The sequence below is a fragment of the Streptomyces sp. NPDC048278 genome, from assembly GCF_040652195.1.
Taxonomy (GTDB): domain Bacteria; phylum Actinomycetota; class Actinomycetes; order Streptomycetales; family Streptomycetaceae; genus Streptomyces.
This window is the reverse complement of record NZ_JBEZLP010000027.1, coordinates 81,570-96,613: the sequence shown is the minus strand read 5'-3', so window position 1 is coordinate 96,613 and position 15,044 is coordinate 81,570. Positions and strand designations below refer to the sequence as shown.

Below are 15,044 nucleotides of genomic sequence, written 5' to 3'. Positions count from 1 at the left end.
GACCTCACTCCCCCGAGCCAACAGAAGAGACCGGGACAACACGCGCGAAGCCGCCGTCCACCATCAGGTTCGCCACCGTCTCCAGCTCCGGCGGGGACCCCGCCAGCCGGGACAGGAACGCGTCGAAGTCCTCACCGCACGCCAGCAGCAGCCGTTCCACCCGCTCCGCCGGCGGCCACCCCGGATCCACGTCACGCGCGTCGTCGTACGCGCAGAACCACACCGAACCCAGCCGGTCGCCCTTGACCTTCACCGCCAGCAGACCGCCCTGCACGAAGCCGACGCCCAGGTAGTCCTTGGTGAGATGGTCGCGCAGGCACTTGTTGACGTACACCAGGTCGTTCACCGCCGCCTCGTCGCGGACCGTGAAGAACGGCTGGTCCACCAGCAGTCCGAGGCCCGCGTCCAGCGCCGTGCCCACCGGTGCGCAGCCGCCCGCCGCCTTCAGGAACGAACGGTAGGCACCCGGCAACCGGTACCCGAGGTCCTCCTCGACCCCCTGCACCTGCGACTCCGACACCGCCACACCCGACTTCGGCAGCCCGAAGTGCGCCGGACGCGTCTCCTGCAACGGCCGCGTCCCCCGCTTGTCGTGGTCCACCCGCGCCGTCGCCACCCCGCCGTGGTGCCGTAGCAGCGCCTTCACCTCGACCGGGACCAGCTCCAGCCGCCGCGACCCCGCCACGTGGTGCCACGTCCAGCCGTGCGGCGTCGCCACCGCGGGCACCGTGTCCCACAGTTCGTGGCCCGAAGCCGCCAGCACCGCGTTCGCGGACACGAAGTCCGTCAGCCGCAACTCGTCGACGCCGAAACCCTCCGGCGGATCGGCGATCTCCGCCGCCGCACGCGCGTAGGGCGAGAAGTCGGGGTAGCCACGCTCGTCGATCCGTACCCCTCTCGGGTGACGTGCCGCCCGGACCGGATCCGGGAAATGCACGACCTGCCCGGCATAGGCCGCGTTCGGCGGCGCGGCCTGCTGCCCGAGCCGACCTGTCGTCATGACGGTTGCCCCCTGCGGCACTCTGTACGAACCGGCATCACGCCCCTGCGGCGCGGCACGGCCCGTATCCGGCTGTCTCTCCCACGTCCCAGACGCGTCGACCGCGCCCATCGCGGTTGCCGACAGCCTATGCGGTACACGAACCCCGGTCACCGGGCCTCCGGTTCCGTGACCAGCCGTCACCCCGCCGTGACAGCCTGCCCAAACCCGGGCGTGTCGCACCGCCCCAGCTACCGCACCCGCCACGGGATTTGGCAGTCTGTGACTTTCGGGGGGATGCCCGGGAGGGGAAGACGATCATGAACACCACACAGACGGGACCACACACCGCCATGTCCGGCGCCGCCCACGGCGCCTTCAACGGCGACCCCCGCATCGGCTGGAGCAGCAGCGAAATACCTCCCGCGCCCACGCTCCAGCACCGCCGCGACGGCATCCTGCCCACCGTCGCCGCCGCCCTCTCCGTCCGCGGCGCCACCCTCACCGGCACCGCCGCCCGCGGCGACCAGCCGCCCCCGCTGCACCCACTGGTCCAGGAGTTCCTCGACACCCTGCCCAGCGGACAGCGCGACCGCTTCACCGGCCGCTGCGCCGAGGCCATCCTCATCTCCCGGCACATCAGCGCCGCCGACGACGCCCGCAGCAAACGCGCCGCCCGCAAACCCATGACCAACGGCGAAGCCCGCAAGTCCCTCAAGCAGGCCAAGCTCACCGCCCGCCGCATACGCGAGGACGGCGACCCCCTGCACGGCAGCTTCGCCGCCCCCTGCCGGGCCTGTGCCGCCCTCACCGCCCACTTCGGCGTCCGCGTCGTCGACCCCACCACCACGGACGCCTGACGCCCCCCACGCACGCCGTACCCACACCCGCACCCGCACGCCAACCAGGACGATCGAAGGGCAGATGCACGCCGACCGCACCTCCACCACGCGCTTCTCCGTGCCCGTCGACGCAGCCCTGCGCGCCGCCGGCTGGCAGCCCGGACGCTGGGACATAAAACAGGCCGAGGTCTGGGCCGACGCCCTGCGCGAGCACGCCTCACCCGCCGGACACCGGCACGCCGTCTTCCCCGCCGCGGTGGAGGCCTGGGCCGAATTCGGCGGCCTGCACATCAACCCCGCCGGCACCGGTCGCCAGATCGCCCCCGCCAGCCTTCACCTCGACCCCCTGCACGGCCTCCACCTCGCCCGCACCCTCGGCGACCTCGGCCGCGCCCTGGACACCGAGCTCTGCCCTCTCGGCGCCGAGACCGACACCCACTCCGTCCTCGCCATCGACGCCGAGGGCGGCGTCTACACCCTCGACCACACCGGCGACTGGTACGTCGGCCCCGACATCGACCACGCCCTGACCGCCCTCATCGCCGGCGTCGAACCCCGACGCCTCACCACCCAGACCTAGACCCCGGCCCTGGCTTCGGCCCGGTCCTGGCCCGGTCCCGGCCCTGGAACCGGCACCGGTCTCGGCACCGGCCCGGTCAGGTCGCCGGAATCACCGCCGACACCCGGAAGCCCCCGGCATCCGTCGGCCCCGACACGAACACCCCGCCCAGTCCCAGCACCCGCTCACGCATCCCCACCAGACCGTTCCCGCCTGACGGCAGCCCCGCCGACGCGGCCGACGCCGGCTCCGGCGGCGGTTCGTTCTCCACCTGCATCGCGATCTCCGCCACCCGGTGCGCCAACCGCACATGCGTCTTCGCACCCGCCGCATGCTTGTGCGCGTTCGTCAGCGCCTCCTGCACCACCCGGAACGCCGTCTGCTCGATCGCCGCCGCATACGACCGCACATCCCCCTCCACCGACAGATCCACCACCATCCCCGCCGCCGCCGACTGCCCCACCAGCACCTCCAGCTCCGACAGCCACGGCCCCTCCTCCTCGGCCACCACCCGCGAAGCCGCCGCCGCAGCCGCCACCCCCACCGCCGCCAACGGCACCGGAACAGCCGCCACCGAGGCAGAAGCCGCCGCCGTACGCCGCTGAGCCGCCTCCCCCGAACGCAACACCCCCAGCATCTCCCGCAACTCCGTCAACGCCTGACGCCCCATGTCCCCCACCAGCGCCGCGTTCTTCACCGCCTTCTCCGGATCCTTCCGCGCCACCGCCTGCAACGCCGCCGCGTGCACCACCATCAACGACACCCGGTGCGCCACCACGTCGTGCATCTCCCGCGCGATCCGCGTCCGTTCCTCACCCCGCGCCCACTCCGCACGCTCCTCCGCCCGCTCCGCGAGCAGCTGAAGCTCCCGCTCCAGACTGTCCGCCCGCTCCCGCAGGCTCTCCATCAACCGCCGCCGCGCGCCCACGTACAACCCCAGCAGCACCGGAGGCGCCGTCAACCCCAGCGACGTCGCCAGCGACGCGAACGGGACGAACCAGTCCCCCAGCGTCAGATCCCCCCGCGCCATGCTCTGCCGCACCCGCACGAAGGTCACGATCAAGGTGCCCAGGAACGTCATCCCGGCCAGCGCCACGATGATCCGCCGCGGCAGCTCCGCCGCGGCCAGCGTGTACAGGCCGACGATGCCCATCAGGAAGCCCATCTGGGCCGGCGTGATCGCGATCGCGACCAGCACCACGGCGATCGGCCACTTCCGGCGCAGCACCAGCACGGAACCGGCCAGCAGACCGAACACGATCCCCGCGGAGACCGGGATCCCCGCGTCCCGCGAGAACGGAATCCCCTCCGCCGCGCACTCCAGCGCCGACACCAGCGCGAGCCCCACGTCCAGCACCGCACTACGCCACCGCGACCACCACCACGGCCCTCTCAATGCCGTCGCGTGGTCTGCCCCCGTCGTGGTCATGCCTCCAGCCTACGGGCGCGAGGGTGGGCTTTTCCGGTGAGTTTCGTCTACTCGCCCACACCACACTGCGTAACCGAACACCACCGAAATGCGCCAATCATTCCGCCCGGACGGTATGTCACATCGACCCGACGTGTACGGGACTTCGGGGAACCGCGGGAGCGGACGGCCGCACACGGGGGCCGGGAGGGAGCCGACTTGTACCGTCGCATCGAAGCCACCCGGTACGGCATAGTAGGGAGCGCCACTCGGCGGACCGACTAAATGTCCGGTTCAGTCGAGAATGTTCCCCCGTGGTGTAATTGGCAGCACTGTGGCTTTTGGTGCCATCTGTCCGGGTTCGAGTCCTGGCGGGGGAGCCCATCCCGGTTCGGGCCCTGACAGCACCGTCAGGGCCCGCTCCCATGTCCCCCACGAAACGCCCCGGTATCCTGCGGATGTCACCCCCACCATCCAAAAAGCCGAAGGGCAACCCCGTGAGCGCCATTCGCCCGGCAGCCGTCGTCGTTCTCGCAGCGGGTGAGGGCACCCGTATGAAGTCGGCCACACCCAAGGTCCTGCACGACATCTGCGGCCGTTCCCTGGTGGGTCATGTGCTCGCCGCCTCCCGTGAGTTGGACCCCGAGAACCTGGTCGTCGTCGTCGGGCACGCGCGTGAGCAGGTCGCCGCGCATCTCGGTGAGGTCGACGCCGGCGTCCGTACCGCGGTGCAGGAGCAGCAGAACGGCACCGGGCACGCCGTGCGGATGGCGCTGGAGGAGCTGGGCGGCGCGGTCGACGGGACCGTGGTCGTGGTGTGCGGGGACACCCCGCTGCTGACCGGGGAGACGCTGAAGCGGCTCGCCGGGACGCATCACGGTGACGGCAACGCGGTGACCGTGCTGACGGCGGAGGTGCCGGACGCGACCGGTTACGGCCGCATCGTGCGGGACGCGGCCTCGGGGGCCGTGACGGCCATCGTGGAGCACAAGGACGCCTCGGACGGGCAGCGGGCGATCCGGGAGATCAACTCCGGGGTGTTCGCGTTCGACGGTCAGTTGCTGGCGGACGCGCTGGGGAAGGTGCGGACGGACAACAGCCAGGGCGAGGAGTACCTGACGGACGTGCTGGGGATCCTGCGGGAGGCCGGGCACCGGGTGGGGGCGTCGGTGGCGGGGGACCACCGGGAGATCGCCGGGATCAACAACCGGGTGCAGCTGGCGGAGGCGCGGCGGATCCTCAACGACCGGCTGCTGGAGCGGGCGATGCTCGACGGCGTGACGGTCGTGGACCCGGCGACGACGTGGGTGGACGTGACGGTGACGTTCGAGCAGGACGCCGTCGTGCACCCGGGGACGCAGCTGCTCGGTTCGACGCACGTGGCGGAGGGTGCGGAGGTCGGGCCGAACAGCCGGCTGAAGGACACCCGGGTCGATGCCGGGGCGCGGGTGATCAACACGGTGTCCGATTCCGCTCATGTCGGTGCGGACGCGAGCGTGGGACCGTATGCCTATCTGCGGCCGGGGACCCGGCTGGGGGCGAAGGGCAAGATCGGTACGTACGTGGAGACGAAGAACGCGTCGATCGGGGAGGGGACGAAGGTTCCGCATCTCTCGTATGTCGGTGATGCGACGATCGGCGAGTACTCGAACATCGGCGCGGCGAGTGTGTTCGTGAACTACGACGGTGAGAGCAAGCACCACACCACCGTCGGGTCGCACTGCAAGACGGGTTCGGACAACATGTTTGTGGCGCCTGTCACGATCGGGGACGGTGCGTACACCGCCGCCGGGTCCGTGATCACGAAGGATGTGCCGCCCGGTTCGCTGGCCGTGGCCCGCGGTCAGCAGCGGAATATCGAGGGTTGGGTGGCCCGGAAGCGTCCGGGGAGCGCGGCGGCGAAGGCCGCAGAGGCGGCTTCCCGGCAGGGCGCGAGCGAGGACTGACCGGAAACAGGTGCGCCGAAGACGTCGTACCGTGATAAGTGCACACCCGCACCTAACCAGCTGTTTCGCCCTTCCGCGCCGGGCATTCGGGGCGCGGAAGATCCGGCAGTACGGCTGAGACACCTCTGAGGAGACAGTGCTGTGACCGGGTTCAAGACGACCGGCGAGAAGAAGATGATGTTCTTCTCCGGGCGCGCCCACCCCGAGCTTGCCGAGGAGGTCGCCCACCAGCTGGGTGTCGGGGTCGTCCCGACGAAGGCCTTCGACTTCGCGAACGGCGAGATCTATGTGCGCTACCAGGAGTCGGCGCGTGGTGCCGACTGCTTCGTGATCCAGAGCCACACGGCTCCGATCAACCAGTGGATCATGGAGCAGCTGATCATGATCGACGCGCTGAAGCGTGCGTCGGCGCGGTCCATCACGGTGATTGTGCCGTTCTACGGTTACGCGCGGCAGGACAAGAAGCACCGGGGCCGTGAACCGATCTCGGCGCGGCTGATCGCGGATCTGATGAAGACGGCGGGTGCCGACCGGATCCTGACCGTGGATCTGCACACGGACCAGATCCAGGGCTTCTTCGACGGTCCGGTGGACCACCTGTTCGCGCTTCCGCTGCTCGCGGACTACGTCGGCGCGAAGGTGGACAAGGACAAGCTGACGATCGTGTCCCCGGACGCCGGCCGGGTGCGGGTGGCGGACCGTTGGTGCGACCGGCTGGGCGCGCCGCTGGCGATCGTGCACAAGCGGCGTGACAAGGACGTGGCGAACCAGGTGACCGTCCACGAGGTCGTGGGTGAGGTCAAGGGCCGGGTGTGCGTCCTGGTCGACGACATGATCGACACGGGTGGCACCATCTGCGCGGCGGCGGACGCGCTGTTCGCGCACGGCGCGGAGGACGTCATCGTGACGGCGACGCACGGTGTGCTGTCGGGTCCGGCGGCGGACCGGCTGAAGAACTCGCGGGTGAGCGAGTTCGTGCTGACGAACACGCTGCCGACGCCGGGTGAGCTGAGCCGGGATCTGGACAAGATCACGGTGCTGTCGATCGCGCCGACGATCGCGAGTGCGGTGCGTGAGGTGTTCGAGGACGGCTCGGTGACGAGCCTGTTCGACGAGCAGTGAGCTGTAAAAACGCTTCTGCATGATCGCCCGCGCCCGGAGGGCGCTGATCGATTTCCCCGTGGCCTCCCGCGCCGAGTAGACTTCTCCAGTTGCTCGGCGAGGGAGGCCACGCCTCCGTTATCGACGCGCTCTTCGTAGCAGGCCGTTCGTGGCCGGGTAACCACGTCCGTTTCTACCTCTACGAGGAGTGATCAGCATGTCCGAGGTGAAGATCGCCGCCGAGACGCGCAGCGAGTTCGGCAAGGGTGCCGCGCGCCGTATCCGTCGTGACAGCAAGGTTCCCGGCGTCCTGTACGGCCACGGTTCGGACCCGCTCCACCTGACCCTGCCGGGCCACGAGCTGCTGCTCGCGCTGCGCACGCCGAACGTCCTGATCTCCCTCGACATCGACGGCAAGTCGAACGAGCTGGCGATCCCGAAGTCCGTGGTCCGCGACCCGATCAAGGGCTACCTGGAGCACGTCGACCTGCTGCTGGTCAAGCGTGGCGAGAAGGTCACGGTCGAGGTCCCGGTGCACGCCGAGGGCGAGCTGGCCCCGGGCGGCAACCTGCTGGAGCACGTGCTCAACGCGCTGCCGGTCGAGGCCGAGGCCACCCACATCCCCGAGGCCGTCACCGTCTCCGTCGAGGGCCTGGAGGCCGGCGCGTCCGTCCTCGCCAAGGACATCACCCTGCCGTCCGGCGTGACGCTGGCCGTCGAGGAGGACGCGGTCGTCCTTCAGGTGCTGGCCGCGCAGGCGGAGGAGGCCGAGGCCGGCGAGGGCCAGGCCGAAGAGGCTGCCGAGGCCTGAGCCGTCGGTTCAGTACCGTCTGCTTTCCGGGCGCCCGGCGCTGGTGGCTGTGCCCACCCTCCCCCATCGCCCTGCGGAACGATTGCCCACAGTAGTTAAGCTCCAGCCGCCGCTCCTTTCCGTGGAGCGGCGGCTGTGGCATGTGTGAGGAGACATGGACGTGACGACCCCCGCAGGCGCCCCCTGGCTGATCGTCGGGCTCGGGAATCCCGGGCCCGAGTACGCGATGAACCGGCACAACGTCGGGTTCATGGTCGCGGACCTGCTCGCCGGGCGGATCGGGGGGAAGTTCAAGCGGGCCGGGAAGGCTCAGGCGCAGGTCGTGGAGGGGCGGCTCGGGGCGCCGGGGCCGGGGAGCCGGCGGGTGATCCTGGCGAAGCCGATGTCGTTCATGAACCTCTCCGGCGGCCCGGTCAACGCGCTGCGCGACTTCTACAAGGTGCCGGTCGCCAACATCGTCGCGGTCCACGACGAGCTGGACATCGACTACGGGGTGCTCCGTCTGAAGCTGGGCGGCGGGGACAACGGGCACAACGGGCTGAAGTCGATGACGAAGGCGATGGGCGCGGACTACCACCGGGTGCGGTTCGGGATCGGGCGGCCTCCGGGTCGTATGCAGGTCGCCGACTTCGTGCTGAAGGACTTCTCCTCGGCCGAGCGCAAGGAGCTGGACTACTTCGTGGACCGGGCCGCCGACGCGGTGGAGGCGCTGGTCACCGAGGGGCTGGAGCGGGCGCAAAGCTCGTACAACTCCTGACTTGTCCCTGGCTTGTCCCTGACTTGCCTCTGACGTGCCTCTGACGTGTCGCCCGCTTCTCCCCGCTTCTTCCTTGCTTGTCCCCTGCGGAAGTTGACCGGCCGCAGGGAAATGGCCAATGATCCCGGCCATGCCTGCTGCCTCCGCCTCTTCCCGTACGGCTCCGGTCGACGCGCTGCGTCTCGTGTCGATGGGTGCGGTCGCCCTGCTGATCCTGGTCGCCGGGGTGTGGGGATCCTGGGGCACCGCGCAGGACGTGATGCTGACGAAGGGCAAGGAGCGGGGCTCGGTGACGGTGACGGCGTGCGGGGACGACACCTGCACGGGGCCGTTCACGCCCGGCTCGACCGGCGCGTCGAAGCGCGCGAGTGTCGTCCTCGACAAGTCGGTCGGGGTGCGCAAGGGGCAGACGTACGACGTGATCGTGAAGCCCGGTACCGGTGAGGTGGTGCGGTCCGGTCCCGCCGGGGTCCTGTACGCCTGGGTGCCGCTGGGCGGTGCGCTGCTGCTGGCGTCGGTGGTGGTGGCCGGGGGGCTGCGGCTGAGGCGGGTGGCCTGGGTGCTGGGCGGTTCGGGGATCGCGCTGCTGACGGCGGCGTTCGCGGCGTTGCAGTGAGACGGGCGGTGCCCCCGGGGTCGCGGTACGGCCCCGGGGGCACCGGTGTGTTCGCAGGCGCCGTCAGCCGGTGTTGCGCAGGCCCGCTGCCACGCCGTTGACGGTGAGGAGCAGGGCGCGGGCGAGGAGCGGGTCGGCCGGCTCGCCCGCTGCGGCGGCGTCGCGCTGGCGCTTGAGAAGGGTCACCTGGAGATAGGAGATCGGGTCCAGGTAGGCGTCGCGGATGGTGAAGGTCTGCTTGAGGACCGGGGTGGCGTCGAGGAGTTCGGCCTCCCCGGTGATCTTGAGGACCTCGGCGACGGTCAGGGCGTGCTCTTCCCGGATGGTGTCGAACACGTGCTTGAGCTCGTCGGGGACGAGGGTGTCGACGTAGTGCTGGGCGATCCGCAGGTCCGTCTTGGCGAGGGTCATCTCGACGTTGGAGATGAAGTTCCGGAAGAAGTGCCACTGTTCGTGCATCTCGAACAGAACGGTGTCCCCTTCTTGCCGCAGGCCCGCCTCGCGCAGCGCCTTGAGACCGGAGCCGACGCCGAACCAGCCGGGGACGATCTGCCGGGACTGGGTCCAGCCGAACACCCACGGGATGGCGCGCAGGCCGTCGAGCGAGACGCCGGAGCCGGGGCGGCGGGAGGGCCGGGAGCCCAGGTGCAGGTCGGCGAGCTGGTCCACCGGCGTCGACGCGAGGAAGTACGTCGGCAGGTCCGGGTCCTCGACCAGACGGCGGTAGGCGCCGTGGGCCGCGTCCGAGACCACGTCCATGGCCGCGTCCCAGCGGGCCAGGGCCTCCACGGACTGGCGGGGGGAGGTGTGCAGGGCGGAGGCCTGGAGGGTCGCCGCGACCGTCAGTTCCAGGTTCTCCCGGGCCAGGGACGGGATCAGGTACTTGTCGGAGATGACCTCGCCCTGCTCGGTCACCTTGATCTCGCCCTCCAGGGTGCCCCAGGGCTGGGCGAGGATCGCGTCGTGCGAGGGGCCGCCGCCGCGGCCGACGGTGCCGCCGCGGCCGTGGAAGAGGCGCAGCCGTACGCCGTAGCGGTGGGCGACGTCGCGCAGCCGGCGCTGGGCGCGGTGGATCTCCCACTGGCTGGTGGTGATGCCGCCGAACTTGGAGGAGTCGGAGTAGCCGAGCATGACCTCCTGGACGTCCCCGCGCAGCGCCACCAGGCGGCGGTAGGACGGGTCGGAGAGCATGTCCTCCAGGATGGTGTCGGCGGCCTTGAGCTCGTCGGTGGTCTCCAGGAGCGGCACGATGCCGACCTTGGCCCAGCCGGCGTGCAGGTCGATCAGGCCGGCCTCGCGGGCGAGGACGGCGGCGGCGAAGACGTCGTCGGCGCCCTGGCACATCGAGATGATGTACGACTCGACCACCTCGGGGCCGAAGACCGCGAGGGCCTTGCCGACCGTCTCGAACACACCGAGGGTCTTGGCGCCGGCCGCGTCGACGGGGGCCGGGGTCGGGGCGAGCGGCCGGCGCGAGCGGAGCTCCTTGGCGAGGAGCTTGGCCCGGTACTCGCGGGGCATGTCGGCGTAGCGCCAGGACTCCTCGCCGAGGCGGTCGAAGAGCTGGCCGAGGGCGTGGTGGTGGGCGTCGGCGTGCTCGCGGACGTCCATGGTGGCGAGCTGGAGGCCGAACGCGGCGAGGGTGCGGATCGTCCGGGCCAGGCGGCCGTCGGCGAACAGGCCGCCGCGGTGTTCGCGCAGGGAGGTCTGGATCAGGCGCAGGTCGCCGAGGAGCTCGGCGGTGCCGAGGTAGTCGCGGCCGGGTTCGTGCGGGGTGCCGGTGGCCAGGCGCTGCTTGGTGTTGGTGAGCTTCTGCCGGATGCAGGTGGCCTTGAGGCGGTAGGGCTCCTCGGCGTTGAGGCGCTTGTAGCGGGGGCTGATCTCCGGGAGGAGTTCCAGGTCGGCCCGCAGCGACTCCAGGAGTTCCTCGGTGGCTCCGGTGTAGCGGATGGAGTTGGAGAGGAAGCCGCGGAGTTCGTCGATCATCTCCACGGCGTCGTTGATGCCGTGCTCGTGCTGGAGGATGAGGACGTCCCAGGTGACCTGGGGGGTGACGTTGGGGTTGCCGTCGCGGTCGCCGCCGATCCAGGTGCCGAAGGTGAGCGGCCGGGTGTCGTCGGGGAGCCTGACGCCGACCCGCTCCAGTTCCGCCGTCAGGTCCTCCAGGACGTCGCCGACCGCGTCGGCGTGCAGCTCGTCGAGGTAGTAGATGGCGTTGCGGGCCTCGTCGGCGGGCTCGGGGCGGACCACGCGCAGCTCGTCGGTCTGCCAGACGAGGTCGATGTTCTCGGCGAGCCGGATGTCGGTGCGGCGGCGGTCGGACTCGATGACCGGGGTCTCCAGGAGCGCGGCGATGCGCCGGAGCTTGTTGAGGACGGACCGGCGGGCGGCCTCGGTGGGGTGCGCGGTGAAGACCGGGCGGACGTTGAGGTTCTGCACGGTCTCGCGCAGGTGTTCGGGGTCGGCGTCCTTGAGCCGGTCGGCGGTGCGGGCGAGCAGGCCCCCCTCGGCGGCGCGGCGGGCGCGCAGCTCACGGCCGCGGTGCACCTGCTCGGTGACGTTGGCGAGGTGGAAGTAGGTGGAGAAGGCGCGGACCAGCTTGGCGGCGGTCTCCAGTTCGGTGCCGCGCAGCAGTTCGGCGGCGGCCTCGCCGTCCTCGCGGGTGAGGCGGCGGACCTTCTCGACGAGCTCCAGCAGCTCGGGGCCCTCCTGGCGGACGAGGGTTTCGCCGAGGAGGTCACCCAGTCGGCGGATGTCGGCGCGCAGCTCACTGCCGGTCGTGGTGGTCTGGTCGTCGGCACTGCTCACAGGTGCGGCTCCTTGCAGTGTTGAAGCTCGTCTGGAGGGAACCCTTCGGTCGGCCGGGCGGCAGGCGGAGCCTGTCCGCATAGCGGCCGGACATCAGGGAAGGAAACAGAGCGGACCGCGCTGTCCGACCGACTCCAAGGATAGGTGTCCATGAGGACGCGCAGGTGCTGGGGCTCTTGCCGTGAGACGCCCCGCTGCCATACTTACGTCGCCGTAGGTTACGGAACCGTAGGGAAGCTCCTTTGCCGTCCCGTTCGGTCGCCGCGGATCGGCGCATCTCTCAGCCCTCGACCCCACAGGGGACGCGCATGACCTCGTCTAGTTCCGATGTGATCGAAGACCCCCGGAAGGCGGCCGGCACCGGGCTCACATCCGCCACCCTGGGGGGTGAGCGGAAGGGTTCGCTGGAGCAGATCACCCTGCTGCTGTTCATCGTCGTGCCGTTCCTCGCGCTCCTGGCGGCGGTGCCCCTGGCGTGGGGATGGGGCGTGAGCTGGCTCGACCTGGGCCTGATGGTGTTCTTCTACTACCTGGGCTGTCACGGTGTGACGATCGGCTACCACCGGTACTTCACCCACGGTTCGTTCAAGGCGAAGCGACCGCTCAGGATCGCGCTGGCCATCGCCGGGTCGATGGCGGTGGAGGGGCCGCTGGTGCGCTGGGTGGCCGACCACCGCAAGCACCACAAGTTCTCCGACGCGGAGGGCGACCCGCATTCGCCGTGGCGGTACGGGGAGACCGTGCCGGCGCTGGTCAAGGGCCTGTGGTGGGCCCACATCGCCTGGATGTTCGACGAGGAGCGGACCCCGCAGGACAAGTACGCGCCGGACCTGGTCAGGGACCCGGCGATCCGGACGATCTCCCGCCAGTTCATCTACTGGACCATCGTCTCCCTGGCGCTGCCGCCGCTGGTCGGCGGGCTGGTGACGATGTCCTGGTGGGGTGCGTTCACGGCGTTCTTCTGGGGGTCACTCGTGCGGGTGGCACTGCTCCACCACGTGACGTGGTCGATCAACTCGATCTGTCACGCGGTGGGCAAGCGGCCGTTCAGGTCACGGGACCGGTCGGGCAACGTGTGGTGGCTCGCGGTCCTGTCCTGCGGCGAGTCCTGGCACAACCTGCACCACGCCGACCCGACCTCCGCGCGGCACGGGGTGGAGCGCGGCCAGATCGACTCGTCGGCGCGGATCATCCGCTGGTGCGAGCAGCTGGGCTGGGCGTACGACGTGCGCTGGCCGTCACGCTCACGTATCGATTCGCGCCGCAACACCGGGGAAGGCGGCTCCCCGCAGGGGGCGGAGACCGCGAAGGCGGCATGATTGACGGCGTGGCGACCGACTCCAGCACCCCCAGTACCGACAAGCAGCGGCGGGCGCGTCGTACCCGTATGACCGGTGCGGAGCGCCGCCAGCAGCTGTTGGAGATCGGTCGCACCCTGTTCGCGGCGAAGGGGTTCGAGGGCACGTCGGTGGAGGAGATCGCGGCGAAGGCCGGGGTGTCCAAGCCGGTGGTGTACGAGCACTTCGGCGGCAAGGAGGGGCTGTACGCGGTGGTGGTCGACCGGGAGATGCGGCGCCTGCTGGACATGGTCACCGGCTCCCTGACGGCCGGCCATCCGCGGGAGCTGTGCGAGCAGGCCGCGTTCGCGCTGCTCGACTACATCGAGGAGTACACGGACGGGTTCCGGATCCTGGTCCGGGACTCGCCCATCCCGCAGTCGACGGGTTCCTTCGCCTCTCTCATCTCGGACATCGCGACCCAGGTGGAGGACATCCTGGGCCGTGAGTTCAAGAGCCGCGGCTTCGACCCCAAGCTGGCCCCGCTGTACGCGCAGGCGCTGGTGGGCATGGTCGCGCTGACCGGCCAGTGGTGGCTGGACGTGCGCCGCCCGAAGAAGGCGGAGGTCGCCGCCCATCTGGTGAACCTGGCCTGGCACGGCCTGGACGGCCTGGAGCAGAAGCCGCGGCTGATAGGGCACCGCAAGGCCTGAGCCCCGGCTCAGCGCACCGGTTCCAGGAACTCCAGGCGGTTGCCGACGGGGTCCTGGGAGAAGAAACGGCGGTGTCCGGGAAGGTCCTCGTCCCAGGTGACGGGGGCGCCGCCGGCTTCGAGCCGTTCGGCGTACGCCTCGATGCCGGTGACCCGCAGCCCGGGATGGGCCTGCAGGGCGGGACGGAAGGCCGCCTCGACCCCGAGGTGCAGGTGCACGGTCCCGGCCCGGAACCAGCAGCCGCCGCGGGCCGCGAGCACGGGCGGTTTGGGGATCTCGGTCATGCCGAGGAGATCGACGTAGTAGGCCCGCAGCAGGTCCTCCGAGCCCGGCGGTACGGCGAGCTGGACGTGGTCGAGGGCGGTGAGCATCAGGCGTCCTCCTTGCGGGCGACGGCGAACAGGCGACGGAAGGGCAGGACGGTGCCGTAGGGGGCGCTCGGGTAGGCCTCCCGCAGCAGGGCGCGGTAGTCGGCGACGAAGGCGTCCCGGGCCTCGGGGTCGTCGCCGAGGGCGGTCAGGACGGGGCGCAGTCCGGTGCCCTTGACCCAGTCGAGGACGGGGTCCTCGCCCGGCAGGACGTGCAGGTAGGTGGTCTCCCAGACGTCGGTGGCGCAGCCGAGGCGCGCGAGTCGGTCGAGATAGGCGGCGGGCGGGTGGACGGAGTCCTCCTGGCGCAGCACGTCGGCGAGCCGGGCCTTCCAGCGGGGCGTGGCGGCCAGTTCGCGCATGAGGGCGTGCAGGGGCGCGTCGATGTTGTTCGGCACCTGGAAGGCGAAGGTGCCGCCGGGGGCGAGCGCGTCGAGCCAGTCGGCGAAGCGGTCGAGGTGGCCGGGGACCCACTGGAGCGCCGCGTTGGACACGATCAGGTCGTACGGCCGGTCGGGCGCCCAGGTGCGCAGGTCGGCATGGGCGAAGTCGAGGCGCCCGCCGCCGGGGGTGGGGCCCGCGTGGTCGACCTGGGCCCTGTCGAGCATCGCGGCCGAGTTGTCGTAGCCGGTGATGTGCGCGGTGGGCCAGCGGTCGGCGAGGACGGCGGTGACGTTGCCGGGGCCGCAGCCGAGGTCGGCGACGGCCGGGGGGTCGCCGGGGAGGGCGGGGACATGGGCGAGGAGGTCGGTGAAGGCGCGGGCGCGGTGACCGGAGTGGCGGAGGTACTGGGCGGGGTCCCAGGCGGGAGTGGTCATGTGCTCCACCTTCCCCGCCGAGATATCTCGATGTCAAGAGA

At 70.7% G+C, this 15,044-nt stretch carries 14 protein-coding genes and 1 tRNA gene; 10 read left to right on the top strand and 5 right to left on the bottom strand.

Annotated features, from left to right (window positions below; genetic code table 11):
- Positions 1-4 precede the first annotated feature (4 nt).
- Positions 5-1,000 carry an SMI1/KNR4 family protein gene (locus AB0D74_RS35810; RefSeq protein WP_362596202.1) on the bottom strand — a complete coding sequence of 332 codons (996 nt, stop codon included), beginning with the start codon at positions 998-1,000 and terminating at the stop codon, positions 5-7.
- Positions 1,001-1,299: 299 nt separating this feature from the next.
- Here AB0D74_RS35810 and AB0D74_RS35805 point away from each other — a divergent pair, with 299 nt between their 5' ends.
- Both AB0D74_RS35805 and AB0D74_RS35800 read left to right on the top strand, forming a co-directional pair.
- Complete coding sequence (locus tag AB0D74_RS35805) at positions 1,300-1,839, top strand: YwqJ-related putative deaminase (RefSeq protein WP_362596200.1); 540 nt, start codon at positions 1,300-1,302, stop codon at positions 1,837-1,839.
- A gap of 64 nt (positions 1,840-1,903) precedes the next feature.
- Complete coding sequence (locus AB0D74_RS35800) at positions 1,904-2,401, top strand: SUKH-3 domain-containing protein (RefSeq protein ID WP_362596198.1); 498 nt, start codon at positions 1,904-1,906, stop codon at positions 2,399-2,401.
- 76 nt (positions 2,402-2,477) lie between these two features.
- Here the strand turns inward: AB0D74_RS35800 and AB0D74_RS35795 are convergent, their stop codons facing one another.
- The gene (locus tag AB0D74_RS35795) at positions 2,478-3,809 is read right to left on the bottom strand and encodes a histidine kinase (RefSeq protein ID WP_362596196.1); all 1,332 of its coding nucleotides are present in this window, start codon (positions 3,807-3,809) and stop codon (positions 2,478-2,480) included.
- Between the two features lie 287 nt (positions 3,810-4,096).
- Here AB0D74_RS35795 and AB0D74_RS35790 point away from each other — a divergent pair.
- The 6 genes from AB0D74_RS35790 to AB0D74_RS35765 all read left to right on the top strand — a co-directional run bounded on the left by AB0D74_RS35790 (position 4,097) and on the right by AB0D74_RS35765 (position 9,019).
- Positions 4,097-4,168, top strand: a tRNA-Gln gene (locus AB0D74_RS35790).
- A 117-nt stretch (positions 4,169-4,285) separates the two neighbouring features.
- A complete protein-coding gene (gene glmU, locus AB0D74_RS35785) occupies positions 4,286-5,734 on the top strand; it encodes a bifunctional UDP-N-acetylglucosamine diphosphorylase/glucosamine-1-phosphate N-acetyltransferase GlmU (protein WP_362596194.1) in 1,449 nt (482 codons plus the stop codon).
- 141 nt (positions 5,735-5,875) lie between these two features.
- Positions 5,876-6,856: a ribose-phosphate diphosphokinase gene (locus AB0D74_RS35780; RefSeq protein ID WP_362596192.1), complete on the top strand. Its 981-nt coding sequence runs from the start codon at positions 5,876-5,878 to the stop codon at positions 6,854-6,856.
- Between the two features lie 196 nt (positions 6,857-7,052).
- Positions 7,053-7,646: a 50S ribosomal protein L25/general stress protein Ctc gene (locus AB0D74_RS35775; RefSeq protein WP_362596190.1), complete on the top strand. Its 594-nt coding sequence runs from the start codon at positions 7,053-7,055 to the stop codon at positions 7,644-7,646.
- A gap of 154 nt (positions 7,647-7,800) precedes the next feature.
- Entirely contained in the window at positions 7,801-8,403 is a 603-nt protein-coding gene (gene pth, locus AB0D74_RS35770) for an aminoacyl-tRNA hydrolase (RefSeq protein WP_362596188.1), read from the top strand.
- A gap of 118 nt (positions 8,404-8,521) precedes the next feature.
- On the top strand, positions 8,522-9,019 hold the full coding sequence (locus AB0D74_RS35765; RefSeq protein WP_362596186.1) for a hypothetical protein: 498 nt from the start codon (positions 8,522-8,524) through the stop codon (positions 9,017-9,019).
- A 63-nt stretch (positions 9,020-9,082) separates the two neighbouring features.
- Here the strand turns inward: AB0D74_RS35765 and ppc are convergent, their stop codons facing one another.
- On the bottom strand, positions 9,083-11,827 hold the full coding sequence (gene ppc / locus AB0D74_RS35760) for a phosphoenolpyruvate carboxylase (RefSeq protein ID WP_362596184.1): 2,745 nt from the start codon (positions 11,825-11,827) through the stop codon (positions 9,083-9,085).
- Between the two features lie 308 nt (positions 11,828-12,135).
- Here ppc and AB0D74_RS35755 point away from each other — a divergent pair, with 308 nt between their 5' ends.
- Together AB0D74_RS35755 and AB0D74_RS35750 are read left to right on the top strand one after the other, a co-directional pair.
- The gene (locus tag AB0D74_RS35755) at positions 12,136-13,146 is read left to right on the top strand and encodes an acyl-CoA desaturase (protein WP_362596182.1); all 1,011 of its coding nucleotides are present in this window, start codon (positions 12,136-12,138) and stop codon (positions 13,144-13,146) included.
- Entirely contained in the window at positions 13,143-13,817 is a 675-nt protein-coding gene (locus tag AB0D74_RS35750) for a TetR/AcrR family transcriptional regulator (protein WP_351710660.1), read from the top strand. The genes AB0D74_RS35755 and AB0D74_RS35750 overlap by 4 nt, the downstream gene beginning before the upstream one ends.
- 8 nt (positions 13,818-13,825) lie before the next feature.
- Here the strand turns inward: AB0D74_RS35750 and AB0D74_RS35745 are convergent, their stop codons facing one another.
- On the bottom strand, positions 13,826-14,188 hold the full coding sequence (locus AB0D74_RS35745; RefSeq protein WP_362596179.1) for a glyoxalase: 363 nt from the start codon (positions 14,186-14,188) through the stop codon (positions 13,826-13,828).
- Entirely contained in the window at positions 14,188-15,003 is an 816-nt protein-coding gene (locus tag AB0D74_RS35740; RefSeq protein WP_362596177.1) for a trans-aconitate 2-methyltransferase, read from the bottom strand. The genes AB0D74_RS35745 and AB0D74_RS35740 overlap by 1 nt, the downstream gene beginning before the upstream one ends.
- Positions 15,004-15,044 lie beyond the last annotated feature (41 nt).

What these genes read in the sequence shown, in the direction of transcription:
- AB0D74_RS35755 (WP_362596182.1), top strand. Translation starts at nt 12,136, where the DNA reads ATGACCTCGTCTAGTTCCGATGTGATCGAAGACCCCCGGAAGGCGGCC.
- AB0D74_RS35775 (WP_362596190.1), top strand. Translation starts at nt 7,053, where the DNA reads ATGTCCGAGGTGAAGATCGCCGCCGAGACGCGCAGCGAGTTCGGCAAG.
- AB0D74_RS35740 (WP_362596177.1), bottom strand. Translation starts at nt 15,003, where the DNA reads ATGACCACTCCCGCCTGGGACCCCGCCCAGTACCTCCGCCACTCCGGT.
- AB0D74_RS35800 (WP_362596198.1), top strand. Translation starts at nt 1,904, where the DNA reads ATGCACGCCGACCGCACCTCCACCACGCGCTTCTCCGTGCCCGTCGAC.
- AB0D74_RS35750 (WP_351710660.1), top strand. Translation starts at nt 13,143, where the DNA reads ATGATTGACGGCGTGGCGACCGACTCCAGCACCCCCAGTACCGACAAG.
- AB0D74_RS35765 (WP_362596186.1), top strand. Translation starts at nt 8,522, where the DNA reads ATGATCCCGGCCATGCCTGCTGCCTCCGCCTCTTCCCGTACGGCTCCG.
- AB0D74_RS35795 (WP_362596196.1), bottom strand. Translation starts at nt 3,809, where the DNA reads ATGACCACGACGGGGGCAGACCACGCGACGGCATTGAGAGGGCCGTGG.
- AB0D74_RS35810 (WP_362596202.1), bottom strand. Translation starts at nt 1,000, where the DNA reads ATGACGACAGGTCGGCTCGGGCAGCAGGCCGCGCCGCCGAACGCGGCC.
- pth (WP_362596188.1), top strand. Translation starts at nt 7,801, where the DNA reads ATGGACGTGACGACCCCCGCAGGCGCCCCCTGGCTGATCGTCGGGCTC.
- AB0D74_RS35745 (WP_362596179.1), bottom strand. Translation starts at nt 14,188, where the DNA reads ATGCTCACCGCCCTCGACCACGTCCAGCTCGCCGTACCGCCGGGCTCG.
- AB0D74_RS35805 (WP_362596200.1), top strand. Translation starts at nt 1,300, where the DNA reads ATGAACACCACACAGACGGGACCACACACCGCCATGTCCGGCGCCGCC.